16 protein-coding genes are annotated in these 26,285 nt (G+C 73.2%); 12 read left to right on the top strand and 4 right to left on the bottom strand.

The window, feature by feature from the left end; genetic code table 11:
• Together KUF83_RS05570 and KUF83_RS05565 are read right to left on the bottom strand one after the other, a co-directional pair.
• A partial coding sequence (locus KUF83_RS05570) for a serine/threonine-protein kinase (protein ID WP_217453416.1) occupies positions 1 to 988 on the bottom strand: 988 nt, incomplete at its 3' end.
• 181 nt (positions 989 to 1,169) lie between these two features.
• Positions 1,170 to 2,852, bottom strand: a complete 1,683-nt coding sequence (locus KUF83_RS05565) for a serine/threonine-protein kinase (protein WP_217453415.1) — start codon at positions 2,850 to 2,852, stop codon at positions 1,170 to 1,172.
• A gap of 426 nt (positions 2,853 to 3,278) precedes the next feature.
• On the opposite strand from KUF83_RS05565, the gene KUF83_RS05560 reads away from it, so the two are divergent.
• The 9 genes from KUF83_RS05560 (at position 3,279) to KUF83_RS05520 (ending at position 20,214) form a co-directional block, all read left to right on the top strand.
• Positions 3,279 to 6,962, top strand: coding sequence for an FHA domain-containing protein (locus KUF83_RS05560; protein ID WP_217453421.1), 3,684 nt, complete (start codon positions 3,279 to 3,281; stop codon positions 6,960 to 6,962).
• Between the two features lie 262 nt (positions 6,963 to 7,224).
• On the top strand, positions 7,225 to 8,616 hold the full coding sequence (locus tag KUF83_RS05555) for an ABC transporter substrate-binding protein (protein WP_217453414.1): 1,392 nt from the start codon (positions 7,225 to 7,227) through the stop codon (positions 8,614 to 8,616).
• A gap of 9 nt (positions 8,617 to 8,625) precedes the next feature.
• Positions 8,626 to 9,978 (top strand): carbohydrate ABC transporter permease, encoded by a 1,353-nt coding sequence (locus KUF83_RS05550; RefSeq protein ID WP_217453413.1) that lies wholly within the window; start codon positions 8,626 to 8,628, stop codon positions 9,976 to 9,978.
• 107 nt (positions 9,979 to 10,085) lie between these two features.
• Positions 10,086 to 10,889 (top strand): carbohydrate ABC transporter permease, encoded by an 804-nt coding sequence (locus KUF83_RS05545; protein ID WP_217453420.1) that lies wholly within the window; start codon positions 10,086 to 10,088, stop codon positions 10,887 to 10,889.
• 149 nt (positions 10,890 to 11,038) lie between these two features.
• Positions 11,039 to 13,303, top strand: coding sequence for a bifunctional glycosyltransferase family 2 protein/CDP-glycerol:glycerophosphate glycerophosphotransferase (locus tag KUF83_RS05540; protein ID WP_217453412.1), 2,265 nt, complete (start codon positions 11,039 to 11,041; stop codon positions 13,301 to 13,303).
• Positions 13,304 to 13,363: 60 nt separating this feature from the next.
• A complete protein-coding gene (locus KUF83_RS05535) occupies positions 13,364 to 14,314 on the top strand; it encodes a class I SAM-dependent methyltransferase (protein WP_217453411.1) in 951 nt (316 codons plus the stop codon).
• Between the two features lie 172 nt (positions 14,315 to 14,486).
• Positions 14,487 to 16,631: a bifunctional glycosyltransferase/CDP-glycerol:glycerophosphate glycerophosphotransferase gene (locus tag KUF83_RS05530; RefSeq protein WP_217453410.1), complete on the top strand. Its 2,145-nt coding sequence runs from the start codon at positions 14,487 to 14,489 to the stop codon at positions 16,629 to 16,631.
• 56 nt (positions 16,632 to 16,687) lie between these two features.
• Positions 16,688 to 18,910 carry a bifunctional glycosyltransferase family 2 protein/CDP-glycerol:glycerophosphate glycerophosphotransferase gene (locus KUF83_RS05525; protein ID WP_217453409.1) on the top strand — a complete coding sequence of 741 codons (2,223 nt, stop codon included), beginning with the start codon at positions 16,688 to 16,690 and terminating at the stop codon, positions 18,908 to 18,910.
• Positions 18,907 to 20,214: a hypothetical protein gene (locus KUF83_RS05520; protein ID WP_254643416.1), complete on the top strand. Its 1,308-nt coding sequence runs from the start codon at positions 18,907 to 18,909 to the stop codon at positions 20,212 to 20,214. The genes KUF83_RS05525 and KUF83_RS05520 overlap by 4 nt, the downstream gene beginning before the upstream one ends.
• 57 nt (positions 20,215 to 20,271) lie before the next feature.
• Here KUF83_RS05520 and KUF83_RS05515 read toward each other — a convergent pair whose 3' ends face one another.
• Positions 20,272 to 20,685 (bottom strand): organic hydroperoxide resistance protein, encoded by a 414-nt coding sequence (locus tag KUF83_RS05515; RefSeq protein WP_217453419.1) that lies wholly within the window; start codon positions 20,683 to 20,685, stop codon positions 20,272 to 20,274.
• Positions 20,686 to 20,812: 127 nt separating this feature from the next.
• Between KUF83_RS05515 and KUF83_RS05510 the strand changes: the two genes are divergently transcribed.
• Positions 20,813 to 21,355 carry a MarR family winged helix-turn-helix transcriptional regulator gene (locus KUF83_RS05510; protein WP_254643415.1) on the top strand — a complete coding sequence of 181 codons (543 nt, stop codon included), beginning with the start codon at positions 20,813 to 20,815 and terminating at the stop codon, positions 21,353 to 21,355.
• A gap of 37 nt (positions 21,356 to 21,392) precedes the next feature.
• Here the strand turns inward: KUF83_RS05510 and KUF83_RS05505 are convergent, their stop codons facing one another.
• Positions 21,393 to 23,111, bottom strand: coding sequence for a glycosyltransferase family 39 protein (locus KUF83_RS05505; RefSeq protein WP_254643414.1), 1,719 nt, complete (start codon positions 23,109 to 23,111; stop codon positions 21,393 to 21,395).
• Between the two features lie 90 nt (positions 23,112 to 23,201).
• On the opposite strand from KUF83_RS05505, the gene KUF83_RS05500 reads away from it, so the two are divergent.
• A complete protein-coding gene (locus KUF83_RS05500; protein ID WP_254643413.1) occupies positions 23,202 to 24,491 on the top strand; it encodes a glycosyltransferase family 87 protein in 1,290 nt (429 codons plus the stop codon).
• Between the two features lie 44 nt (positions 24,492 to 24,535).
• A complete protein-coding gene (locus KUF83_RS05495) occupies positions 24,536 to 26,212 on the top strand; it encodes a glycosyltransferase family A protein (RefSeq protein ID WP_217453417.1) in 1,677 nt (558 codons plus the stop codon).
• The last annotated feature ends 73 nt before the right edge of the window (positions 26,213 to 26,285 follow it).

Below are 26,285 nucleotides of genomic sequence, written 5' to 3'. Positions count from 1 at the left end.
TCATCGACGTGTGCGTGTCACGGTTCGAGTCGGGCTTGGCGCCCGGCACCAGGGGAACGGCACCCCGCCGCACCCGCTCCCGCGGGGCCTCCGGTTCGTCCGGAGCGTCCTCGTAGGCGGCGTCCGCCTCGCCCTCCGGCTCGTCCACGTCCAGCGGCGGCATGCCCGTGAGCAGCGGCAGCTGCTCGCGCAGCCGCTCGCCCAGCTCGGATGCCCGCAGCCGGGAGGCCGGTGCCTTGGCCAGGCACTGCACGAGCAGCCCCCACAGTTCTTCGGGGATCCCGGGCAGCGGGACGACGGTCTCGGTGACGTGCCGGCGAAGGACCGCGCCGGGATGCCCGCCGCCGAACGGCGTGAATCCCGCGAGGAGTTCGTACAGCACGGTCGCCAGCGCGTAGATGTCGACGGCCGCCCGGGGAGGCAGCCCCTCGATGATCTCCGGCGCCAGGTAGTCCGGCGTGCCGATGATCTTCGTCGCCCGGGTCCGCCGCGGTGAGTCGATGAGCTTGGCGACCCCGAAGTCCGTGAGCAGCGCGGGGTGCGCGCCGCCGGGACCGAGCGGCCCCTGCATGTCGAGGAGCACGTTCTCGGGTTTCACGTCCCGGTGCACCACGCCTGCCGCGTGCGCCGCGGCGAGGCCGTCCGCCACGTCCGCGACGATCGCGACGGCCGCCTCGGGCGCGAGCCGCCGCTCCCGGTCGAGCCGGGTCCGCAGGTCCGTGCCGCGGACGAGGTCCATGACCAGGGCGAGATCGGTGCCGTCGACCACGAGGTCCCGCACCGAGACGACGTGCGGATGGTCGAGGCCCAGCAGGGCCGTCCGCTCCTGCACGAAACGTCCCACCAGCTCCTGGTCGGACGCGAGGTCCTCACGCAGCAGCTTGATGGCGACGGGACCCTCGGGTCCCTCGCCCAGCCACACCGTGCCGGCGCTGCCCCGCCCCAGGATCTGGTGCGCGGTGTACCGGCTGCCGATCTTCCGTACCAAGACTGCTCCTACGGGCGCGTGTTGGCGACAAAACTACGCGCCCGTAGCGCCAACCTTCACTTCGGCGACGGAAATCACCCCCCAGGTGTCGACAAATCCCCAGAACCGCAGTGCGGTTCTGGGGATTTCAGGGGATCAAAGTCCCAAAACACCAGGAACGGCCCGTCGCCGTCCGGAGGATCTACGCCCCGGAGCCTCCGCCCAGCTTCTCGACCCACCCGGAGACCGTGCCGAACCAGTCCGACAGCTGGGCCCAGTACCCCTTGGTCGTCCCGATCCAGTCCTGGAGCGGGCTCAGCTCCCAGACCAGCCATCCGGCGACGAACAGGATGACGATGCTGAACAGGCATCCCTTGAGGCAGCCGAGCCCGGGGATCCTCATCGGACTGCCGCCGCGCTGGCGGGGCGGCCGGGGCTCGCGCGGCGGACGCGGCGCGGGCTGCTGGGGCTGCTGCGGTGCCGGGGCGTACCGCTGGGGCTGGGGCGGCTGCGGGGCGTACCCCTGCGGCTGCTGTCCCTGGCCCTGGGGATAGCCGTATCCGGGCTGGTTCTGCGGCGGGCGCTGCTGCTGGGGCCGCTGGCGCGGCTGGGGCTGGGGCTGCTGTTGCGGCCGGGCGACCTGCCGCTGCGGGCGCCGCCTCAGCGGGTCCTCGTTCGGGTCGACGTACGACTGCATCTGCGTCGGTTCGTTGCGGTCGCGGGCCGCGCGCAGCTGGTTCTGCCAGGGGTGCGGGTCCTCGGGGCCCGCCCCGGGTTGGTTCTGCGGCACCGGCGGCATCACCGCGGTCGGGTCGGCGGCGCCGCGGTGGGGCAGTACGGCGGTCGGGTCGGCGGCGCCCGCGCCCGTGTGGGGCAGGACGCTGGTCGCGCCGTTCGGGTCGTAGGCGGCGGCGCCCTGCGGAAGCACCTGGGTGGGGTCGGCGGCCCCGGGGATGCCCGGCACGGCGGCGGGCGCCGGATCGGGGGCGAGGAGAACGCCCACGGCCTCGGCGGCGGCGATCTGCGCGGAGTTCGCGTGCACCCCGATGCCTTCGGCGACCGTACGGAGGCCGCGGGCGAGGTTCTCCGCGCTGGGCCGTTCGTCGGGGTTCTTGCGCAGACAGCGCTCGATGACGGTCCACAGCGGGTCCGGAACCGTGGAGGGCCTGCGCGGCTCGGCGCTCAGGTGCTGGTGGAGGACCTCCAGGGCGGACCCGCCACCGAACGGCGGACGCCCGGTGACCAGCTCGTACATCATGATCCCGGCGCCGTAGATGTCGACGGCGGAGGTCTGCGGGCGGCCCTCGGCGGACTCCGGCGCGACGTACGCGGGCGTGCCGACGAACTCGTGGGTGCGGGTCAGGCCCGGCGAATCGGCGAGACGGGCGATGCCGAAGTCCGTCAGCATCGGGTGCATCTGACCGCCGTGCTGCTGGAGCAGGACGTTCGCCGGCTTCAGGTCGCGGTGCACGACACCGTCGGCGTGGCTGGCGGCGAGCGCGTCGGCGACCTGGGCGGTGAGGAGGGCGGCGGCCACCGGCGAGAACGGGCCGTTCTCGCGCAGGTAGCGGTGCAGGTCGGGACCGTCGATCAGGTCCATGACCAGGGCCAGCAGATCGCCCTCGACCACGAGGTCCCGTACGCGCACGATGTTCGGGTGGGTCAGGCGCAGCAGCACCGAGCGTTCCCGAAGGAAACGCATCACGATGTCCGCGTCGCTGGCGAGCTCCTCCTTGAGGACCTTGATCGCCACGGTCTCGCCGGGCTGACCGGCCACCGCCGCTTCCGCACCCGCGGTCTCCCGCTGGCGGGCCCGCCAGACGGTGCCCGTGGCGCCGCGCCCGAGTGGCTCCTCGAGCAGGTACTTGCTGCCTACCGGCCGCACGTCATGCGCTCCCTGCTGCTTGCTTGCCTGGTCCGTCCACCGTGGTACCGGTGGTTCCGACCCACTGTAATGCCGCCGAACACGGCACCGGGCTGTCGTCGTGCTGCGGTTTCCTCCGCCTCACCCACCCATGCATTACGTGGCGCTTTCCCGTATGTGTTCGATGAAAAGACGCTCGCTTCGGGTGGTTTGGTTGCCGGATCTTGACGTGACCGATCTCAACCGGGCATTGGTCAGGCACTTTTGCGGGCAGAGCCGACCAATCAAGATCACTTGCCTGCGGAGGACGGGCGTGTTGTCAGTAGCAGGTGCGAGGATGCTTTCCGTACTGGCCGACGTGCCCGTGCGCGGTGGGGGGATCTGCGGTGGGGGACCGTGGGACAGCTCCGTCGCGGGCACCCGCGACAGAAGGGACCGCTGACGGCGATGCAGATCCGGCTGACCGTCGTAGACCCGCTGGGCACACGCCCCGACGGGCGCCCCGCGTCCTGCGACGTGCTGGTCACAGCACCCGCCGGGACCGCGCTCGCGGCGGTGGCCTCCGGCCTCGCCTCGGCGGTCGGAGGCGAGGGCGCCGGGGTGTTGTACGCGGAGGCGGAGCGGCTCGACGCACAGCGCTGCACGCTGGGTGAGCCACCTCTCATGGACGGCGCCGTGCTGTCCCTGGGCTCCCCCGCGCAGCCAGGTCCCGATGTCGACCCCGCCGCCGCGCAGCTGCGTGTGGTCGCCGGGCCCGACGCCGGGGGCGTCCATCTGCTGCACGGCGGCCGGATCGACATCGGCCGCTCCGCCGACGCCGACGTGCCTCTGGACGACCCGGACGTCTCCCGTCTGCACTGCGCCGTGACCGTCGCGGCGGACGGCCACGTCTCGGTCGCGGACCTGGGCTCCACGAACGGCACGGTGCTGGACGGCAGGCGCGTGGGCGAGCGCCCGGTGCGGTTCGCGCCGGGGGCGCTGCTGAGGGTGGGCGAGTCGGCCCTGCGGCTCGCCCCGCCGGGCGAACCGGCCGACGTCCGGGAGACCGCGCCGGACGGCGAGGGACACGTACGGGTGGTGGCGGCGCCGGAGGCCCCCGGGCGGGACCGGCCGACTCCGCAGCCCGTTCCCGGCCGACCGGGGACGGCAACGGGAACGGGAACGGGAGAGCGTCAGGGGCAGGGGCGAGGGCCCGCCTCCTCCGGCGACACCGGGGCCGAGGCCGGTGCCGCGAGGGTGCCCCGTGCTCGGGACGGGGGCTCCTCGGAGGGCTCCCGATCCCCGGTCGCGCCACCTGCCGGGGAGACCCATCACGGATACGGCACGGCCGGGTGGGGCGCCGCCGAGGGCGGTGCCGCCGAGGCCCAGGGGCACCTGCCCCCGGGGCCGTACACGGTGCCCGGCCAGAGCGGGGCACCCAGGATCGAGCGCGCCGACCCCAGGAGGCCGTCCGAGGGGACCACGAACGCCCAGGAGCCCGTTCAGGGACTCGGCGAGGGTCAGGGACTCGGCGAAGGCCAGGGGCCCGGGGAGGGCAAGCGGAAGGGCACCCCCCTGCGGGGCACGCCCGTGCCGCGCGGTCCGCGCAAGCGCGGGCTCTCCGCGTGGGCCCGTCGGCTGGCGGGCGGCCGGAGCGAGGAGCCGGACCCCGAGGACGAGACGTACGAGGTGTACGAGGCACCGTCCGCCGAGCCCGTCGACCCCGGCGCACCCGAGCCCGAGCGGTGGCCCGATCCCGCCGCGCTGCTGCTGGCGGCGCTCGGTCCGGGGCCGCGGCTGTGGGAGCGCGGACCGGGACACCAGGAGACGCTCACGGTCCGGCTGGGCACGGCGGACCGGAGCGCGCCCGACGGCTCCGGACTGCTGCCCGCCGTCCCGGTGACCACCGGGCTGCGGGAGGTCGGGGCGCTCGGTCTGGCCGGGCCGCGCGAGCGCCTCTCGGGGCTCTCGCGCGCGGTGGTGGCCCAGCTCGCCGCGCTGCACTCCCCCGACTCGCTGGAGATCACCCTCCTCAGCACGGACCGCTCGCGCTCCCTGGAGGAGCGCACCGCAGAGTGGTCGTGGCTCGGCTGGCTGCCCCACCTGCGCCCCACGCACGGCCAGGACTGCCGCCTCCTCCTCGCCTACGACCGCGAACAGGCGACGGCGCGTACGGAGGAGCTGATCCGGCGCCTGGAGGACCACCTGACGGAGACGGGACGCGCCGCCGAGAGGGGGCAGGCCCGGCTCGGCGCCGGCTCGCCGGACGACAGCGGGGCCTTCGCGTCCCGCCCGGGGAATCCGGACGGCGCCGGCGCGGCCGCCCCCACCGACCCGTACGCCACGGGCCGGAGCGGCCCGGACGCCTCCGGCGCGCACGACCCCGGCACCTTCTCACCCGCCGACGGAAGCCGTCCCGCCGTACGCGACAGCAACGTCACCCACCTGGGGCTCCCCCGCAGCGGCACACAGACCGGTGATCCGCGAGGCAGGAGCCGGCGGCCCTCCTGGGCGCGGTCGGACGACCCGGCGGACACCGAGTGGCCCGGCCCCCACACCGTCGTCGTGGTGGACGGCGACCCCGGCTCGGCCGGCGTGCGGGAGGCCGTGTCGCGGCTCGCGGCCGAGGGTCCGCAGGTCGGGATCCACGTCATCTGTCTCGCCGAGACACCGGCCGCCTCACCCGCCTCGCCCGTGGCCGACACGTACGAGGCGGCCTGCGCGGTGTCGCCCGCGTTCCGGGAGTGCGGAGCGGTCGCGCTGCTCAGCGGGGACGTGGCGACGGCCCTGCGCCTGCTGCGGGTGGCTCCGGGGCCCCAGACGCCCGGCGGTCCTGGCGGGCCCGTCGGCCACGGCACGGTCGCCGCGGTGGACGCCGTTTCCATGGCGTGGGCCGAGCGTTTCGCGCGGGCCCTCGCGCCGTTGCGCACGGAGGCCTCGGCCGGTGAGCGGCACACCCGCGTGTCCGCGCCGCTGCCCCAGTCCGCGCGGCTGCTGGACGAGCTGGGCCTGGCGCGGGCGACGCCCGCGTCGCTGATGGCGCGCTGGGCGGACGCGGCCGACGACGCGGAGGCGCTGGGCGGCCGGGCCACGGCCGTGCTCGGCGCCGGGCCGCGCGGCCCCGTCGGGGTGAACCTCTCGGACGAGGGCCCGCACCTGCTGATCGAGGGCCCGCCCGGCAGCGGGCGTACGGAACTGCTGCGTTCCGTCGCCGCGTCGCTCGCCGCCGCGGAGCGGCCCGACCGGCTCGGCATCGTGCTGGTCGACGGCCGGGACGGCACGGGCACCGGCGGCGCCGCCGCACGCGGGGACGGGCTCCAGGTCTGCACGGACCTGCCGCACGTCACGACACACCTGGGCGCCCACGATCCCGTACGGATGCGGGAGTTCGCGCAGTCCCTGTCCGCCGAGCTGAAGCGGCGGGCCGAGCTGCTCGGGCGTCTCGACTTCGCCGAGTGGCACGCGCGTCCGGAGAGGTCGGGCCGGGTCGTCGCCCAGCGTTCGGCGGGCTCCGCGGCCAGGCAGGCCACGGGCACGGTCTCCGGTTCGGCCTCCGGCGCCGGGGACCTCGACACACCTCCCAGCTCCACCCTGCGGCTGCGGCCCGCGGCGGCCCGTTCCCGGCCGGACGCGGGCCCTCCGCTCCCCCGGCTCGTCGTGGTCGTCGACGATCTGGACGCCCTGCTCTCCCCCGCGCTGGGCTCCCCCGGGCGCCCGGCCGCCGGTTCCGTCGTACGGGCCCTCGAATCGGTCGCCCGGGACGGTGAGCGGCTCGGGGTCCACCTGGTGGCGGCGACCGGCGGCGGAGCCCGTACGGACGAGACGGAGCTGGCCCGGCGGGCCGGCCTCCGGGTCGTCCTGGAAACCCCCGGGTCCGGTCCCGAGGAGCCGTCGCCGGGGCGGGGCAGACTCAGTGGACCGGCCCATCGGTCGACGCCCTTCCAGGGCGGCCGCGTCACGGGGCGTATCCCCCGCACGGCGACGCTGCGTCCCACGGTCGTGCCGCTGGAGTGGGCCCGCATGGGTGATCCGCCCGCGCGCCGCCCCGTCCGCGAGCTGGGCAACGGGCCGACCGACCTGGCGCTGCTGGCCAGCGCCCTGGAGCGGGCCGCCCGCTCCGTCTCGGCGACGGAGGTGCCGTCGCTCCTGTGACCGCCGGGCCCTGTGCCCCCGCCGTCCGTCCGAGTCGAGAAGCAGGGGCGCGGCCCCGCTTCTCCCGGGCGCGGGGGACCGCGCGTCCGGCCCCACCGGCCGACAGCCGACAACTCGCCCCGTCGGCCCCAGCCCCACGTCACGACGCGGTTACGATCACGCCCTTGACAGCGCAGGCGCCCTTGCCGCGTGCAAGCGCACGGGCGTAGACCAAGAGCGCACGGGACAGCGCCGGATCGTTCGACGAAGAACGGGGCAAGTCATGCGCAGCAGCACACTCCGTATCAACAGGCCTTACCAGAAGAGCGCAACCGCGAAGGCCGCGGCCGCCGTCGTCGCGGGGGCGATGGCGCTCACGCTCACGGCGTGCGGCGGTGACGACGACAAGGGCGACGAGGGCGGCGGGGGAAGCGAGACCGGCGCCGCCGCCAGTGTCGAGCTCCCCAAGCTCGACGGCCAGAAGCTGGAGGTCGCGGCCGTCTGGACCGGACCCGAGCAGGAGAACTTCACCAAGGTCCTGGACGAGTTCGAGAAGCGGACGGGCGCGGAGGTCAGCTTCGTACCGACCGGCAACAACACCTCCACCTTCCTGGGCACGAAGATCCAGGGCGGCAAGCCGCCGAACGTGGCGTTCCTGCCGCAGGTCGGCGTCCTCCAGCAGTTCGCCGAGAAGGGCTGGGTCAAGCCCCTGGGCGCCGAGGGACAGGCCCAGCTCGACAAGAACTTCTCCACGGGCTGGAAGGACCTGGGCGCTGTCGGGGGCAAGCAGTACGGCGTCTATGCGAAGGCCGCCAACAAGTCGCTGGTCTGGTACAACACGGCGGCGTTCGAGGCGGCGGGCATCACGGCCGAGCCCAAGACGTGGGACGAGTTCGTGCAGACCGCGCAGACCCTGTCGGACGCGGGTTCGCCCGCGGTCTCCATCGGCGGGCAGGACGGCTGGACCCTCACCGACTGGTTCGAGAACGTCTACCTCTCGCAGGCGGGCCCGGAGAAGTACGACCAGCTGGCCAAGCACGAGATCAAGTGGACGGACCCCTCCGTGAAGGAGTCCCTGACCACGCTGGCGCAGCTGTGGGGCAAGGACGACCTGATCGCGGGCGGCAAGGCCGGCGCCCTGCGCACCGAGTTCCCCAAGTCGGTGACGAACACCTTCTCCGGTGACACCCCGGCCGCGATGGTCTACGAGGGCGACTTCGTCGCGGCGAACATCAACGCCGACACGAAGGCGAAGATCGGCACGGACGCCAAGGTCTTCCCGTTCCCGGCGGTCGGCGACGAGTCGCCGGTGGTCAGCGGCGGCGACGTGGCGGTGGCGCTGAAGGACGACAAGGGCTCGCAGGCCCTGCTGACCTTCCTGGCGTCGACCGACGCGGCCGAGATCTGGGCGGCGCAGGGCGGCTTCATCTCCCCCAACAAGGAGATGAACGCGGAGCGTTACAAGGACGACGTGACCCGGGACATCGCCAAGGCGCTGCTCGCGGCGGGTGACGACTTCCGCTTCGACATGTCCGACCAGGCCCCGGCCGCCTTCGGTGGCACCCAGGGCGCGGGCGAGTGGAAGGCGCTGCAGGACTTCCTGAAGACCCCCTCGGACGTCGAAGGCGCGCAGCAGGCGCTCGAAGCGGCTGCCGCCAAGGCGTACAAGAGCTGACGGCCGTTGATGTCGTCGCAGGTGGCGACGGCGGGGGGCGCGGCAGGTCCGGTGCCCCCCGCCGGCAAACGCAAGAGCGTGATGGGCACCCGGCCGTGGGTGGCAGGTCTGTTCCTGCTGCCCGCGGTCGTGCTGCTCGGCGCGCTCGTGGTCTACCCGATCGGGTACTCGGTCTGGCGCAGTCTGTACGACGCCGACGGCTCGGGCTTCGTGGGTCTGGGCAACTACGGTGACATCTTCTCGGACGACGCCACGTTCACCGCGGTCAAGAACACCGCGATCTGGGTCGCGGTGGCGCCCGCCCTGGTCACCGGGCTCGGCCTGATCTTCGCCGTGCTGACCGAACGGGTGCGCTGGTCGACGGCGTTCAAGCTCGTCATCTTCATGCCGATGGCGATCTCCATGCTCGCCGCGGGCATCATCTTCCGGCTCGTGTACGAGGCGGACCCCGACCAGGGCGTGGCGAACGCCGTGGTGGTGGGTGTGCACGACACCTTCGCCGAGTCGTCCGTGTATCCGAAGGCGCGCCCGTCCACCGAGAGCGGTCTCAAGGCGTCCGGCAAGGGCTCGTTCACCTCGACGGGCACGGTGAGCGCGGGCTCCCCGGCCCTGATCCCGCTGGTCGGCATCGCCCCGAACAAGGTGCCGGGCGACCCGGGGGACGCCAAGGCCGCCGAGGCCTCGGGCGACGGGGTGTCCGGCACGGTCTGGCTGGACTTCAAGCTGGGAGGCGGCGGCGAGAAGGGCGCCGTCGACGCGGGCGAGAAGGCCCTTCCCGGTATCGAGGTCGAGGCGGTCAAGGACGGCAAGGTCGTGGCCTCGGCGAAGGCGGGCGACGACGGTACGTTCACACTGCCGGCGTCGGCCGACGGTGCCCGGCTCCGGTTGCCCTCCTCGAACTTCGCGGCGGCCTACAACGGCGTCGACTGGCTCGGCCCGTCCCTGGTCACTCCGGCCATCATCGGCGCGTACGCCTGGATGTGGGCCGGTTTCGCGATGGTGCTCATCGCGGCGGGCCTCGCCGGGGTGGACCGCAACCTGATGGAGGCGGCCCGGGTCGACGGGGCCAACGAGTGGCAGGTGTTCCGCAGGGTCACGGTTCCCCTGCTCGCTCCGGTCCTCGTGGTCGTGCTGATCACGCTGATGATCAACGTGATGAAGATCTTCGACCTGATCTACATCATCGCCCCGCAGCCCACCCAGGACGAGGCCAACGTCCTTGCGCTGCAGCTCTACAACGCGTCCTTCGGCGGGGGCGGCGACCTGGGCCTCGGCAGCGCGATCGGCGTCGTACTGCTGCTGCTCGTCCTGCCCGTGATGATCGTCAACATCCGCCGACTGCGAAGGGAGCGCCGAAGGTGACCGCACCCTCCGTACCTCTGAAGGAACCCCCCGTGGCAGCGCAGGAGTCCGGTCGGCCGCCGCGCTCGCTCGGCTCCAGGCTCGCGAGCGGCGCGGCCGGCGGCGTCATGCGGGTCTTCCTCATCCTGGTCGCGCTGCTCTGGGTCACACCGACGGTCGGACTGCTCGCCTCGTCGTTCCGTGACCCGACCGACATCGCCGCCTCCGGCTGGTGGGACGTCTTCAGCAAGCCGTCCCAGCTCACCACCGAGAGCTACTCGACGCTGCTCGGCAAGGAGGAGATCACCGACTCCCTGCTCAACACGATCTGGATCACCGTGCCGGCCACCACCCTGGTCATCGTGATCGGGGCCATGGCCGGATACGCCTTCGCCTGGATGGACTTCAAGGGCCGCGACTGGTGGTTCCTGGCCGTGGTGGCGCTGCTGGTGGTACCGGTGCAGGTCGCCCTGATCCCGCTGTCCGATCTCTTCGGCGACATCGGGATCTTCGGCAGCGTCATCGGCGTCATCCTCTTCCACGTGGGCTTCGGCCTGCCGTTCGCGATCTTCCTGCTGCGCAACTTCTTCGCGGAGATCCCCCGTGAACTCCTGGAAGCGGCACGGCTCGACGGCGCGGGCGAGACCCGTCTGTTCATGACCGTGGTCCTGCCGCTGGGCGGGCCGGCGATCGCCTCGCTGGGCATCTTCCAGTTCCTGTGGGTGTGGAACGACATGCTGGTGGCGCTGGTCTTCTCGGACTCCGGATCACGGCCGCTGACGGTCGCGCTGACCGAGCAGACCCGGCAGTTCTCCGGCAACATCGAGACGCTCGCACCCGGTGCGTTCATCTCCATGGTGATCCCGCTGGCCGTGTTCTTCGCGTTCCAGCGGCAGTTCGTGTCCGGCGTGATGGCGGGCTCCGTGAAGTGACGTCCTGAGTGCACGCGTTGGGGGCGGGCCGGCATGGTCCCGCCCCCTTCGCGTCGCTCCGGGGTCCCCCACATGCCGCATCCGGCGTAACCACGTAACCCCTTCGGCCGTTTCCGGGCAATATGGCCGCGCCGACCCATGGATGTCCCTTGCCCCGGTTCAGTGTCATTGTCCCCGCGTACCAGGTGCAGGCGTATCTGCACGAGTGCATGGCGTCGGTCCTCGAACAGTCCTTCACCGATCTCGAGTTGATCGCTGTCGACGACTGCTCACCGGATGCCTGCGGTGCGATCATCGACGAGTTCGCGGCCCGCGACGCGCGCGTGCGGGCCGTCCACCTCAAGGAGAACGTGGGTCTCGGCCGGGCCCGCAACGCGGGTATGCGGTACGCGACCGGCGACTATCTGATCTTCCTGGACGGCGACGACAGCCTCACCCCGCACGCGCTGCGGGAGATCGCCGACCGCGTCAAGGAGACCGGTGATCCGGACGTCCTGGTCTACGACTACGCGCGCACCTTCTGGTCGGGCGAGACGGTCCGCAACGTCCGGGCGGGCCAGCTCACCGAGGAGGGCCCGGCGCCGTTCCGCCTCGACGACAGGCCGGGGCTGCTGAACGTCCTCATGGTCGTGTGGAACAAGGCGTACCGACGGGAGTTCGTCGAGCGGGAGCGGTTCGCGTTCCCGCCCGGCTTCTACGAGGACACTCCCTGGACGTACCCGGTCCTGATGGCCGCCGAGACCATCGCGACGCTGGACCGCGTCTGTGTCCACTACCGGCAGCGGCGTCAGGGAAGCATCCTCGGCACGACCAGCAGCAGGCACTTCGACATCTTCGACCAGTACGACCGGGTCTTCGCGCACCTGGACGCGCACCCCGAACTGGCCCGGTGGCGCCCGGTCCTGTTCCGTCGCATGGTCGACCACCTGTCGGCCGTCTTCCTCAAGCGCGACCGGCTGCCGCGCGGCACCCGCGCGGAGTTCCTGCGCAAGGCCCGTGCGCACCACCGCCGTTACCGCGTGGGCGACGCGGGCCTCCCGTCCGGCAACCGGCTGCGGCACGCGCTGGTACGCCTCGGCAGTCATCGCGCGTACCGCGCGCTGTGGACGGCGACGCGGCTCAAGCGGCGGGTCGCGCGGCTCACCGGGGCGCTGGCCCGCGGTGTCCGGACGGCCGCGCTCCGGCTGCACTACGGCGTCCAGCTCCGGCTGCCCGTGCGGACCGACCACGCCGTGTTCGCCGGGTACGGGGGGCGGGGTCACGGCTGCAACCCGGGGGCGCTGGAGGCCGCGTTCCGTACGCTCGCGCCGGGGATGCGCACCGCGTGGATCGCGGATCCCGAGTTCCACCACACGATCCCGACGGGCACGCGCAGGCTGACGCCGGGCTCCGCCGCGTACTGGACGGCGCTCGCCCGGTCCAAGTACCTCGTCGACAACGTCGGCTTCGACCGCCGGCTGGTCAAGCGGCCCGGCCAGGTCATGATCCAGACGCAGCACGGCACGCCGCTCAAGCACATGGGCCTGGACCTCCAGGAGCGCCCGGCGGCGGCGCGCGGCACGGACTTCGCCGAGCTGCTGCGCGGCGCCGACCAGTGGGACTACTGCCTGTCGGCCAACCGCCACTCCACGCTCGTCTGGGAGCGCGTCTTCCCGTCCGGCTACACGACGCTGGAGTACGGCCAGCCGCGCAGCGACGTGTTCCAGAAGGCGACGCCGACGGACGTGGCCCGGCTGCGCGAGTCCCTCGGCATTCCCGAGGGCTCGGTGGCGGTCCTGTACGCGCCGACGCACCGCGACTACCTCCGCACCCAGCGCGCGGCGCTCGACCTGGAGCGGGTGCTGCGCCGGCTCGGCCCGCGCTTCGTCCTGCTGACCCGCGCCCACCCCGCGTACCGGGCCCCGCTGACCGGCGGCGGCGCCCGGCTGATCGACGTGTCGGACCATCCGAGCGTCGAGTCGCTGTGCCTCGCCTCGGACGCGCTGATCACCGACTACTCGTCGCTGATGTTCGACTACGCGGGCCTTGACCGGCCCATCGTGATCCACGCGGACGACTGGGAGGCGTACGAGGCGGCCCGCGGCACCTACTTCGATCTGCGCGCCTTCCCGCCCGGCGCGGTCGCGCGCAGCGAGGACGAGCTGATCGACATCTTCGCGACGGGCCACTGGCGCGGTTCGCGCTCCGCGCAGCTGCGAGCGGCGTTCCGGGAGCGCTTCTGCCCCTACGACGACGGGCGGGCCGCGGAGCGCGTCGTACGCCATGTCGTGCTCGGTGAGACGGCCGGACTGCCCGCGGTGGTGCCGCTGGAGGAGCGTCGTCCGGTGCCGTCGGCCGCGGACCGGAACACGCTCTCACCTCTCACCACCGTCCCGACATCCGGCGTTTCCGTTCCCGTCGTTGACAGACCCTGAAGCACTCCGGTCCCATCCCCAGGCACAGGAAATCCACAGACCCCGTTTTACGGAGTACTCATGACTTCCAGCACCACCGAACTGCCCCGTCCCAAGGCCCTGTCGGAGGTCAAGGGCTGGTTCCGTGCCGTCGACCAGCAGTTGTTCGACTGGTTCCTCTCCGGGCAGCTGGACCGCGCGCAGCGGGGCGACCTGCTCGAACTCGGCGCGTACATGGGCAAGAGCGCGATCTTCATGGCCTCGTACCGGCGTGACGAGGACGCCTTCACGGTGTGCGACCTCTTCGACTCGGAAGCGCAGGACGCGGCCAATCTGAAGGAGATGAACAAGTCGTACTCGACGCTCACCCGGCGTGCCTTCGAGGCCAACTTCTCGGCGTTCCACGAGAGGCTGCCCGAGGTCGTCCAGGCTCCGACGTCGGTGGTCGCCGACCGGGTCGCGGACGACAGCTGCCGTTTCGCGCACATCGACGCCTCGCACCTGTACGAGCACGTGCACGGGGACATCGAGGCCGTGCGGGACATCCTCCTGCCCGACGGCGTGGTCGTCCTCGACGACTACCGCGCCGAGCACTGCCCGGGTGTCGCCTGCGCCACCTGGGGGGCGGTGGCCACGCTCGGCCTGCACCCCATATGCGTGACCGGCACGAAGTTCTACGGCACCTGGGGCGATCCGGAGCCGCTGCGCGACGCGCTGCTGGAGTGGCTGGCGGCCCGTGACGACATGTGGCACGAGGTGCAGCAGGTCGCGGGGCACGGAATGATCCGCATCGACGGCAGGAAGGCGACCGAGCCGAAGCATCCGGTCTCCCGGTACGCGGCCGAGGAACCGCCCGCGTCCGCCGCGTCCGCCCGGCCTGCCGGGCCTGCCGGGCCGGTCCAGCGTGCGGCGTCGTCCCGGCCCGCTCCCGCCCGTCCCGCCGCCCGCCCCCGCCGTGGCCGCAAGCTCGCCAAGGACCTGCTCCCGCCGATCGTCACGAGGGCGCTGGTGAGGCGCCGCCGCAAGGACTGACGCCACCGGCGGCAGGAGCGTTCCTCCGGGGACGCGGGGCTTCGGCACACGCAGGTTCGCCGCGTGCGCGACCAGTCCGCTCCCAGCCGCACGTGCTGTCGTCCCGGCGGGGCCGGTCGCCCCGCCGGGACGGCGGCACCACCCAGCACAGACAGAAAGAGCACCACACCACATGCCCCGCTTCAGCATCATCGTCACCGTCCAGGACATCGCGGGGCGGCTCCCCACGGCTCTCGACGCGGTTCTCGCCCAGTCCTTCACCGATTTCGAGCTGATCGCGGCCTGCGAGGCCCCCGGTTCCCCGGCGGGCACGGTCGCCGCCGAGTACGCCGGGCGGGACCCCCGGGTCGTCCTGGTCACCGGTTCACGCGACGCGGGGCTGGGGGCGGCCACGGGAACGTACCTGCTGTTCCTGGAGGCGGGGGACGCGCTGACGCCGGGGGCGCTCGCCGCGGCGGACGCGCGGCTGCGGGAGGCCCGCGAGGCCGGGGGCGAGACCGACGTACTGCGCCTCGGCCACGAACGCGTCCCGTGGTGGGAGGGCGAGGCCGAGCCGGAGCTGTTCGAGGACGCGGACCCCACCGACGTACGGCTGCCGGTCTGGGCCACGGCCTACCGCCGCGCCTTCCTCCGCGAGCACGGGCTCGCCTTCCCCGAGGGACGGGGCACGGACCTCGGCTGGGCCGGGCTGGTGGCCCTCGCGTCCGGGCGGACCGAGGTGCTGGACACGGTCTGCGTACGGCGTACCGAGCGCAGGCGGAGCGGCGGTACGCCGACCCGCGAGCAGGCGGAGCTCCTCGACCAGGTCGAGCTGGTCCTGGACCGGGCCGCCGCGCGGGGACTCCCCGAGGACCGGCTGCGCGCCCTCTTCGGGCAGCTCTTCGCCGAGGTCCTCGACCGCGCGGCCGGCAGCCCTCGCGACCGGGCCTTCCTCCGCCGTGCGGGCAGGCTCCACCGGCGCCACCGCCCGGCGGGCCTGCGCACCCCGGGCGTGCGGAACCGGCTGCTCCGGTTCGGCGCGTCCACGGCGTTCCGCACGCTCGTGGCTCTCGGCGGACGGACGGCGCGGGCGCGCGCGTACGCAGCCCGCACCACGGTGCGGTGGCGCCGGGCCCTCACCTACGCGTGGCATTTGCGCAGACCGCTGGACGAGAACCTCGCCGTCTTCGCCGCCTACTGGGGCCGCGGCTACGCCTGCAACCCGGCGGCCGTTCACCGCACGGCACGTGAACTCGCCCCGCACATCCGGTCGGTGTTCCTGGTGAAGGAGAAGGAACTGCCGCACATGCCCGCGGACGTGGAGAGCGTGGTGATCGGCAGCAGGCGGTACTGGCAGGTGATGGCCCGGGCGAAGTACACGTTCAACAACGTCAACTTCGAGACGGCCGTGCGCAAGCGGCCCGGCACCGTGCACGTCCAGACGCATCACGGGACGCCGCTGAAGCGGATGGGCGTCGACCAGATCGAGTACCGGGCCGTCGCGGCGGCCACGGGGAGCTTCGGCCGGCTGATGCAGCGCGTGGACCGCTGGGACCTCTCCCTGTCCTCCAACGCGCACTCCACGGAGGTCTGGTCGGGTGCCTACCCCAGCGCCTTCTCGCACCTGGAGTACGGCTATCCGCGCAACGACCGCTTCCACACGGCGGAACCCGGTGAGGTCGCCGCGATCCGCGAGCGGCTCGGCGTCCCCGCGGACCGGGTGGCGCTGCTGTACGCGCCGACCTACCGGGACTATCCGCGGGACGTCTCCGCGCAGTTCGACCTGGCGCGGTTCTGCGCGGAGCTCGGGGAGGAGTTCGTGGTGCTGTTGCGGGCGCACTACTTCCTCGACGGCAACGCCGATCTGCGACAGGCCGTGGCGGACGGGCGGTTGATCGACGTGACGTCCCTGCGGGAGACCGAGGACGTCTGTCTGGCCTCGGACGCGCTGATCACGGACTACTCGTCCATCATGTTCGACTACGCCAACCTCGACCGGCCGATCGTCACGTACGCCGACGACTGGGACGTCTACCGGGACACCCGGGGCGTCTACTTCGACCTGCTCGCCGAGCCTCCGGGCCATGTCGCCCGTACCCAGGACGAGTTGCTCCGGGTCCTCACGTCGGGCGCGTGGGCGGACGAGCGGTCCGCCGGGCTGCGGGCCCGCTTCCGTGAGCGGTTCTGCGCGTTCGACGACGGGCGGGCCGCCGAACGGGTCGTACGGCGGGTGCTGCTCGGGCAGCCCGAGGAGGAGCTGCCGCCGCTGATCCCGCTGCGGGAACGCCTGCCCGTGCCGGCCGCGGCCGTGTCGCGCCCCCGCACGCCGGCGCACTGATGCCGTCACGTCCTCCGACAGCCACAGCCCAGCAAGTTCCCGGACCTGGAAGTGCCATGCCCCGCTTCAGCATCGTCGTGCCCGTCCACAACGTGCAGGGCTACCTGCGCACCTGTCTGGAGTCGGTCCTCGGCCAGTCGTACGGCGACTTCGAGCTGATCGTCGTCGACGACCGCTCCCCGGACGGGAGTCCGGCGATCATCGACGAGTTCGCGGCCCGCGACGAGCGGGTCGTGCCGGTCCATCTCCCCGTCAACGGCGGTATCGGCCCGGCCCGCAACCACGGCGCGAAGCTGGCCCGGGGCGAGTACCTGCTGTTCCTCGACAGCGACGACAGCTACACGCCGGGCACGCTGCGGGCGATCGCCGAGCGCATCGACGCGACCTCCCGGCCGGACATCGTCCTGTTCGACTACGCGCGCACGCACTGGTACGGCCCGGTGAAGCGCAACCGGGACGCGGCGGTGTTCGAGGCGCCGGGACCGGAGGTGTTCACCGTTGCCGAACGCCCCGACCTGCTGGACCTGTTCACGGTCGTCTGGAACAAGGCGTATCGCCTCGACTTCTTCCGCGAGGGCGGCTTCGCCTTCCCCACCGGCTTCTACGAGGACGCGGTGATCGTCTACCAGACGCTGTGGACGGCCCGCACGATCACGCTCGTCGACCGGGTCTGCGTGTACTACCGGCAGCGCCGCCAGGGCAACGCGATGCGCACGCCCAGCCGGGAGCACTTCGAGGTGTTCGCCCAGTACGAGCGGCTGTTCCGGTTCGTCGAGGAGCGGCCGGAGCTGGAGCGGTGGCGCGGTTTCCTCTACGACCACATGGCGGACCACTACCTGTTCATCCTCCGCCAGCAGGACCGCGTACCGCCGGCGTCCCGGCCCGAGTTCCACCGGCGGGCGGCCCGGGACCTGCGGGCGTACCGTCCGCGCGGCCACCGGCTCGGCGCGCACATCCCGCGGACGTCCTTCACGCTGCTCGCCCGGGCCCCGTACGCCCTCTACGCGCTGCACCGCGTCGCCGCCGTGAAGCGTGCCGGGCTGCGCAGGCGTCACCGGGTGTGGCGCCGACGGCTGCGCAGGGTGCTGCTCGCGCTGCACCGGCGGCTGGTCCTGCGGCGCGGGCTCGACCCGAACCTGGCGGTGTACTCGGCCTTCTCGCACCGGGGTGTCCTCGGCGACCCGGCGGCGATCCACCGCAAGGCCCGGGAGATCGCCCCGCACATCCGGGGCGTGTGGGTGGTCGGGAAGGAGTACGCGGACACGCTGCCGCCGGATGTCGAGCACGTCCTGCCGGGCAGCCGGGCGTACCGCAGGGTGACGGCGCGCGCCACGTACCTGGTCAACAACGTCAACTGGGCGAACGATCTGGTGAAGCGCGAGGGCGCCGTCCACATCCAGACCCACCAGGGCACCCCGCTGAAGTCGATGGGCGCGGATCTGCTGAAGTACCCCGGCGCGCGGCGCGGTTTCAGTGTCCCGAAGATGCTGCTGCGCGCCGACCGCTGGGACTACAGCCTGGCCGCCGACGCGCACTCGGAGCAGGTCTGGGACCGCGCCTACCCCTGCGGCTTCACGTCCCTGCCCTCGGGCAGCCCGCGTAACGACTGCCTGGTCGTGCCGGAGCCGGGCAGGCGGGAGTCCGTACGCGGGCGGCTGGGCGTCCCGGACGACAGCACGCTGATCCTGTACGCGCCGACCAACCGCGACCACCGGCAGGGCGGTTACGCGCCCACCTGCGACCTGGAGCGGCTGGTGGCCGGACTGCCCGGCGACCACGTCCTGGCCGTCCGGCTGCATCCGTCGCTGGCCCAGCACCACGAACGCGGCCTCGGGCTGCGGGACCTGACCGCGCGCGGTCTGGTGCTGGACGTCACGGACGAACCGCGGGTGGAGGATCTGCTCTTGGCCTCCGACGCGCTGATCACCGACTACTCGTCGCTGATGTTCGACTACGCGCACCTCGACCGGCCGATCGTCCTGCACACCTACGACCTGGACACGTATCTCGCCGGGCGTGGCACGTACTTCGACGTCACCGAGCGGCCGCCGGGCCATGTCACCCGTGACGAGGACGAGCTGGCGCGGCTGTTCGCGTCGGGCGCGTGGCGGGACGAGGAGTCGGCGCGGCTGCGGGCCGGCTTCCGTGCGCGGTTCGGCGGCTACGACGACGGGCGGGCCGCGGAGCGGGTCGTGCGGACGCTGATGCTGGGCGAGGACATGGCGCTGCCCGTGGTTCCCGCGCCCGGCGCCCCGAGCGACGCCCTGACCCGGTCATGAGGGCTCGCCCCGCCGCGTGGGTGCTGTTCCTCGCCGCGCTGTTCGGCTGCCTCCAGCTCGCCAACGTCACCGGTCGGGACTCGCCCGACAGCCGCAACTACCTGTCGTACGCGCTGAGTCTGGGCGGCGCGGACAAGGCGGAGGCAGCGGGGCGGAGCATCGCGTACCTGTGCGCGAGCCGGGGCGAGACGGCCTCCCGGAACCACAGTGTGGACGTCCGGCGCTTCCGTGCTCCCGATCCGGGGCCGAAGGTGCGGGCGCAGTGCCGGGGCTACTACGAGTGGAAGGTGGGGCGGCGGCTCGACGCGGGGCAGACGTCCGGCTGGACCGCGCCGTTCATGAGCGAGCGGTTCATGCGGATCTTCGAGGTGCGGCCCGGGTATCCGCTGCTGCTCGTGCCGTTCGTGACCCTGCTCGGGGTGACGTGGGGGCTGTGGGCGGCGGGGGTGTGCGTCGCGGCGGCCGGGGGCGTGCTGGTGTTCCTCGTCCTGCGGGCGCTGGGCGCTCCGGTGGGTGCCGCGCTGACCGGGCAGGCGCTGTACTACGTGCTGCCGACGGGTGCGACCGCGATGCGGCCCATGGCCGAGGGCACCATGATGGCGCTGACCCTGGCGGTGCTGTGGGGGTGCGCGCTGGTGCTGCGCGGGCGGTCCGGCGGGGCTCCGGTGGCGGTGTCGCTGGCGCTGCTCTTCACGGTGAAGCACTCGCAGGCGCTGTTCCTGTCGGTGTGTCTCGCCGGGGCGCTCTGCCTGGTCGGCCTCCACCGCAGGAGGGCGGGGCGGCCGGCGGGGGACGCCGTGCGGACGCTGCTGAAGGTGACTCTGGGGGCGGCCGTGGGGACGGTCCTGCTCGCCCGGCTGCTGCGCTATCCGTCGGAGTCGGACAGTCTCCAGGACCTCCTGACCGATCACTTCCTCCGGCCCGACCGGGAGCGCCCCTGGCGGGAGTTCCTCCATCTGGAGGTCAACTTCTGGACGGAGTGGCTGCGGCGGGAGCTGGCCGAACCGCTGTTCCTGGTCCTGGTCGCGGCCGGCGGGTGGGGTGCGCTTCGGCAGCGGCCCGCCTTCGGGGTGCTGCTTCTCGGCGCCGCGGGGACCGGGGTGCTGAGCATCGCCGCGCATCCCGACATCGCCATCGACCGGCTGATGGTGATGGTGTGGCTGGTGCCGGTGGTGGGGCTGCCGCTGCTCCTGGCGGAGCACGTCGGCGGGCGGACGCCGGAGAGGGCCCCCGCTCTCGCCCTTCCCGCCCCCACCGGGGGCGCAGCCCTCGAAGCCCCGCTCCTCAGGCGGCGCGGAGGCTGAGCTTCCGCGGACGGGCCGACACCTTCCGGCCCGTCCGGCGTCCGAGGGCGGGAGGAACTACTCGACGACGATCTCGACCGGGATGTTGCCGCGGGTCGCGTTGGAGTAGGGGCACACCTGGTGGGCCTGGTCGACCAGCTTGCGGCCGGTCTCGGCGTCCACCGACTCGGGCAGCTCCACCCGCAGCGTGACGGCGAGGGCGAAGCCCTCTCCCTGCTTGCCGATGCCGACCTCGGCGGTCACCGCGGCCTCGCTGACGTCGACCTTCGCCGCACGCCCCACCAGGCCGAGCGCACTGGCGAAACAGGCGGAGTAACCGGCGGCGAACAGCTGCTCGGGGTTCGTGCCCTGACCGTTGCCGCCCATCTCCGCCGGTATGCCCAGCTGCAGGTCGAGCCGCCCGTCGGAGCTGTAGGCCCGGCCCTCGCGGCCGTGGGTGGCGGTGGCGACTGCGGTGTAGAGCGCGTCCATGGAAACCATCCCTCTCAAGGTCGAAGTCGTGTCGGCGGGCCTTGGTCCGGCCCTCCGCACGACCTCAAGTAGAGCACACAATTAAATTGTGCACAACTAAATGACGCACCGGAGGTACTCTGGAGGCATGACCACGACGCCCGCATCCGACCCCGCCGTCTGCGGCCCGGCGACCGCATCCTCCGGACCCGCCCCGAGCGGCTCCGTCCGCGACGAGGACTTCCTCCGCCTCGACCAGCAGATCTGCTTCTCCCTGAACGCCGCCTCGCGCGCCTTCGGCGGTGTGTACCGCGTCGTCCTCAAGGACCTGGGGCTCACCTACCCCCAGTACCTGGTCATGCTCGTGCTGTGGGAGCACGGCGAGCTGCCCGTGAAGCAGGTGGGCGAGCACCTGCGGCTCGACTCCGGGACGCTGTCGCCCCTGCTGAAGCGCCTGGAGGCGGCCGGTCTCGTACGGCGTGAGCGCAGCGCCCGGGACGAGCGGTCCGTGGTGGTCGGCCTCACGGACGAGGGCGCGGCCCTGCGCGAGCAGGCGCTGCGCGTGCCGCGCCGGATCGCCGCCGCGACCGGCTTCGACCTGGCCGAGATCCTCGAACTGCGGACCCGCCTCGACAAGCTCACGGGCGCGCTGGACTCGGCGGACCTGGCGGAGACGCCGGGCTGCGGGTGATCACGTCGCCGGGGGGCCGTGACCTCGCCCGCGCGTCTCACGTGGCCGGGGGCCGGCGCACGTACAGCCGCAGGACCGATCCCTTGCGCACGAACTCCGCGCGCGGCACGAACTCCTCGCCCACCACGGCGAGTTTGACCTGCTCGGTCGGCTCCGCCGGATGCCAGGACGGTCTCAGGGCGTACGGCTCGGCGACCACCCAGAGGCGGTCGAGCCCGTCGAGTCTGCGGCGCAGTTCGCCGGGGCCGGTCTCGCGCCCGTAGAGGGTTCCGGAGACGGGCCCGGGCTCCCGCAGCGCGACGTCCCGCGCGCTCCGGAAGCCCTGCGGGTACGCCACCGCCGCGCGCCTGCCGATCGCCGGGAGGAAGAGCACGGGATCGCCGGGGCTCATCCGCTCGGCGGCCGCGGCGGAGACGGCGGCGAGGTTGTCGGGGCGACGGGCGGGGTCCCGGTCCGCGCGCAGGACGGAAACCTGCGACACGAAGGCGAGACCGACGGCCACCACACCGAGGAGCGCGGCGCCGTACCGCGCCCGGAAGGCCCGCGGGAGGGCCGGGGCGGCGTTCCGTGCGGGGGCCGTGCGGTCGTCCCGTGCGGGGACCGGGGTGGCACCTCCGGCGTCGGCCGGGGCCCGCGGGTGCCGTGCCGGGAGGCGCAGGCGGGCAGCCGTGCCGAGCAGGCGGTCCGCTCCCGCCGCCGCCAGAAGCGGCGCTCCCGCGAGCGCGTACAGCACGTACCGGTCGTCGTAGAGCGGCCAGTGGCGCGACACCGCGAGGAGGGTCGCGGGCGGGAGGAGCAGCAGCGGGAGGGCGACCGCGGGGAGGGAGAGTTCGCCGCGGCGGGTGAGCGGGGCGCGCAGGGCGAGGGCGATCAGCAGCAGGTACGGGCCGAGGACCGGCTGGGTCGGACCGGTGAAGGAACGCAGCAGGCTCTCGACCGTGTCGCCGCCGGGCGGTCTGAGCCAGGCCACCTGACCCGCCTGGCCGCTGGAGACCAGCGCGAGCGGGAGCAGCACGAGGAGCACGGCCCCGGCGGCGCGTGCCCAGCCCCGCCACACCCGGCGGGGCATCCGCGCGAGGGCCAGCGTGGCGGCGTGCGCGAGCAGGATCAGGACGGCCAGTTCGTGGAGCAGGACCGTGACGGCGACGGCCCCTCCGTACGCGCACCAGGCGGACACGCGCCGGGCGGGCACGCGCGCGCGTGGCTCGCCGCTGCTCGCGGCGTGCACCGCCCGCACGAGCAGCAGGGTCGACCCCGCGGCGCCGGCGGCGACCAGGGCGTACGACCGGCCCTCCTGCGCGAAGTGCCCGGCCATGGGTGTCACCGCGTACAGCAGACCCGCCCACAGCCCGACCCTCGGGCGCGCGAGCCATGTCCCGAGGGCCGCGACGAGGCCCGCCGTCACGGCGGCCGCGCAGAGCGACGGGAGGCGCAGGGCGACTTCGTCGGCGTGGACGGCGAGCACCGGGTGCATGAGCAGGTAGTAGAGGCCGTGCACCGCGTCCACGGAGTGCAGCAGATGCCAGATCTGCGGCAGCGAACGCCGCGCCACCTGGAAGGTGACCGCCTCGTCGCGCCACATCCCCCCGCGGTCGATCCCCCACAGACCGATCCCGAACATGACGAGGACGGGCGCGAGCACGGCGACGACGGAGGCGGAGGCGACCGCGAAGGGAGCGGACGGACCGGAGGGCACGGAGGAGGCGGGCGCAGAGGCGGAGGCTGGAACGGCGACCTGCGGACACTTGACGGCCATGCACCCGATTTTGTGCTATTAGCAAACCTTTGTTGGTGATTGACTCGTCATCAGACGCTATAGGCACCAGCGCGGCTTACGATCCCCTCGATGAAGCCCTGGATGAAGCTCCGGACCGCCTCCCGGACGATGCCCCGCCTCCTCCCCCTCGCCGCCGCCTGGACGGCCACCCGCGTCCTGATGCTGTGGCTGCTCCTCCAGGACGGCCGAGCCCCTCTCGGCGTCGGCGGCGTCGCGCGCGAGGCGCACGACCTGTACGCCCGCTGGTACGGCGTCCTCGTCGAGGGCACGTTCCCGACGGGCGACCGGCTGTGGCAGTACCCGCCGGGCGCCGGCCCCGTCCTGCTGTCCCCGGGGCTGCTGCCGGGGCTGACGTACTTCCAGGCGTTCGTGGTCCTCACCCTGGCCACCGACCTCCTCATCACCGTCGCCCTCACGCGCGCGGGGACCCGCACGGGCCGCAGCCTGCGCGGCGCGGCGCTGTGGACGGCGGCCCTGCCGCTCCTGCTGCACATCCCCCTCGCCCGCTACGACGTACAGGTCACCGCCCTCGCGGTCATCTCCCTGCTGGCGCTGTCGCGCTCCACGCGCGCGTGCGGGGTGTTCGCCGCGCTGGGCGCCCTGGTGAAGGTGTGGCCCGCGCTGGCCCTGATCGGCACCCCCAGGGGGCGTACGACGAAGGAGGCCTGGACGTCGGCCGCGGTGACCGCGGGCGCGCTGCTGCTCGCTCTCACCGCCCTCTTCCGCGACCCCTTCGACTTCCTGCGCCAGCAGGGCGGCCGGGGCGTGCAGATCGAGTCGCTCGGCGGCACGGTCCTGTCCTTCGCGCGCCACGCGGGCTGGCCCGGCCGCGTGGGCTACCGGTACGGCGCGATGGAGTTCACCGGACCGTACGTCACCTCGATCGCCGCGGCCTCGCTCGCGCTCACCGTCGTCGCCTTCGGCGCCCTGCTGCTGTGGCGGCTGCGCGCGCGGCGCTGGACGCCGGCGACCCCGTACGACGCCGCGCTCAGCGCCGTGCTCCTGTTCACCGTGACGAGCCGGGTGATCAGCCCTCAGTACATGGTGTGGCTGATCGGCCTGGCCGCCGTGTGCCTGACCTCCCGGCACACCACACAGCGTCCGGTGGCCGCGCTGATCACGGCCGCCGCCGCGGTCAGCGCCCTCGCGTACCCCGTCCTGTACGACGACGTCGTGGCCTGCACCTGGACGGGCTCCGTGCTGATGCTCGTCCGCAACGGCCTGCTGGTGACGGCCGCCGCGCTCTCCTTCCACCGCCTGTGGAAGGCCGCGGCCCCGCCCGCCGCCATGCGGCCCGAGGGCACGGAACCCTCGCGCAATTCCCACCATCTTCCCCATGAGACAGTAAGCGCCTCTTAACGGAAAATTACCCTCAGTACCTACTATTCCGCCCCATGGAAGCCATGCAAGCCGTGCCAGCCGGACCCTCCCGCCAGTCGCAGGTGTGCGTCGTCGTCATCGGGTACGACGACGCCGCCCACGTGACGGACGCGGTGCGCTCGGCGCTCGCGCAGGGACCCTCGGTCCGCGAGGTGATCGCCGTGGACGACGGCTCGGCCGATGGGAGCGCGGACCTCCTGGAGCGCCTCGCGCTCGACGAGCCGCGCCTCAGGGTCGTCCGCCGCAAGGCCAACAGCGGCGGCTGCGGCAGCCCGCGCAACGACGGCATCGACGCCGCCACCGCTCCGTACGTGATGTTCCTGGACAGCGACGACGTGCTGCCGCCCGGCGCGGTGGACGCGCTGCTGGACGCGGCCGCCGGGCGGGGCGCCGAGGTCGCGGCCGGCCTGTGCGTGCGCCGCGAGCTGCCGTCCGGCCGCGAGATCCCGTGGCAGCCGGAGCTGTACGCCAGGGCCGCCCTCGTGACCGTCCCGTCGCGGCGCACCCGTCTCGTCCACGACACGCTGTGCGTCAACAAGCTGTACCGCACCGCCTTCCTGCGCGAGCACGGCATCCGCTTCCCCGAGGGGCGCTTCCCGTACGAGGACTTCGTCTTCACCGCGCGGGTGCTCGCCGCCGGTCCGCGCATGGCGCTGATTCCGGACAGGGTGTACGTCTGGCACGTGCGCCGCAGCGCCGAGCGGTTGTCGATCTCGCTGGACAGGTCGGGCGTCGACAACTGGCGGGCCAGGATCACCGCGCACGCCCTGGCGTACGACACCCTCCTGGGCGCCGGTGAGAAGCGGCTGGCCCGGGCGTCGCGAGCGAGGTTCCTCGACCACGCGCTGCGGATGTACGCGCGCGAGCTGGATCTGCGCGGACCCGCGTACCGGCGTGAGTGGTGGGCCCTCACGCGTGCCTACCTCGCGACGTTCGACGCGGGTGACTTCGCGCTCGCCCCGGCGCCCGGGAGGGTGATCGCGCAGGTGGTCCTGGCCTCCGAGAAGCCGTGCGACCTGACCCGGGTGAAGGAGGTCGCGGCCCGCCCGGCCCGGCTGCGGCCGCCGTACGCGCGGGCCGCGGACGGTACGCCGGTCTGGTCGGCCGGTCTGCCGCGGGTCACGCTGGAACACCTGCTGTTCCGGCCCGTGCACCTCCTTCCTGTGGCGGTCGACGCGGAACTGCGGCCACGCGCGCGTGGCACCCGGCTGCGCCTGCGTCTGCACGAGCTGTACGGACGGATGGCGGACGCGGGGCCGGCGTCCGTCGACGCCGAGTTCGTGAGCCGGCGGGACGGGACGGCCGGGCTCGCCCTCACCGCGGAGTTCCTGCCGGACGCCACCGGTCCTGCCGCTCCCGCCGACCTCGCCGACGAGGTCGGGGGGAGCGGTCCCGGCCCCGGCTCCGGTGCCGGTTCCTGGACGGCCGAGACGCCGGTCGACCTCGCGGCGCTCGGCTCCGGCACCTGGGACCTGCGGCTGCGCCTGCGCTTCCACGACGGCACGGTCCGTGAGACCACCGCGCACGCGAGCGCGGGCCCGGGGCTGCTGCGCCGGTCGGTCGTGCCGAGCCGCCGGTACGGTGTGCTGCTCGTCCAGCCGTACGCGACCCGGGCGGGCTCGCTCGCCCTGCGGATCGCGCCGGGCCCGCGGGGCGTGGCGGCCGTGCTGGGCCGCAGGCTGAGGCGTTTGCTTCACTGATACGACCACCGGCACGCGCACGCGTGCCGGGCGCCTTCCGGGACGCGCCCGCGTACACGAACCGGCACGCGAC

The sequence above is a fragment of the Streptomyces sp. BV286 genome, from assembly GCF_019090165.1.
Lineage (GTDB): Bacteria > Actinomycetota > Actinomycetes > Streptomycetales > Streptomycetaceae > Streptomyces.
This window is presented reverse-complemented; position numbering and strand designations above follow the sequence as displayed.

Coding starts and splice junctions, on each gene's coding strand:
- KUF83_RS05560 (WP_217453421.1), top strand. CDS start 3,279: ATGCAGATCCGGCTGACCGTCGTAGACCCGCTGGGCACACGCCCCGAC.
- KUF83_RS05555 (WP_217453414.1), top strand. CDS start 7,225: ATGCGCAGCAGCACACTCCGTATCAACAGGCCTTACCAGAAGAGCGCA.
- KUF83_RS05550 (WP_217453413.1), top strand. CDS start 8,626: ATGTCGTCGCAGGTGGCGACGGCGGGGGGCGCGGCAGGTCCGGTGCCC.
- KUF83_RS05545 (WP_217453420.1), top strand. CDS start 10,086: ATGCGGGTCTTCCTCATCCTGGTCGCGCTGCTCTGGGTCACACCGACG.
- KUF83_RS05535 (WP_217453411.1), top strand. CDS start 13,364: ATGACTTCCAGCACCACCGAACTGCCCCGTCCCAAGGCCCTGTCGGAG.
- KUF83_RS05530 (WP_217453410.1), top strand. CDS start 14,487: ATGCCCCGCTTCAGCATCATCGTCACCGTCCAGGACATCGCGGGGCGG.
- KUF83_RS05525 (WP_217453409.1), top strand. CDS start 16,688: ATGCCCCGCTTCAGCATCGTCGTGCCCGTCCACAACGTGCAGGGCTAC.
- KUF83_RS05520 (WP_254643416.1), top strand. CDS start 18,907: ATGAGGGCTCGCCCCGCCGCGTGGGTGCTGTTCCTCGCCGCGCTGTTC.
- KUF83_RS05515 (WP_217453419.1), bottom strand. CDS start 20,685: ATGGACGCGCTCTACACCGCAGTCGCCACCGCCACCCACGGCCGCGAG.
- KUF83_RS05510 (WP_254643415.1), top strand. CDS start 20,813: ATGACCACGACGCCCGCATCCGACCCCGCCGTCTGCGGCCCGGCGACC.
- KUF83_RS05505 (WP_254643414.1), bottom strand. CDS start 23,111: ATGGCCGTCAAGTGTCCGCAGGTCGCCGTTCCAGCCTCCGCCTCTGCG.
- KUF83_RS05500 (WP_254643413.1), top strand. CDS start 23,202: ATGAAGCCCTGGATGAAGCTCCGGACCGCCTCCCGGACGATGCCCCGC.
- KUF83_RS05495 (WP_217453417.1), top strand. CDS start 24,536: ATGCAAGCCGTGCCAGCCGGACCCTCCCGCCAGTCGCAGGTGTGCGTC.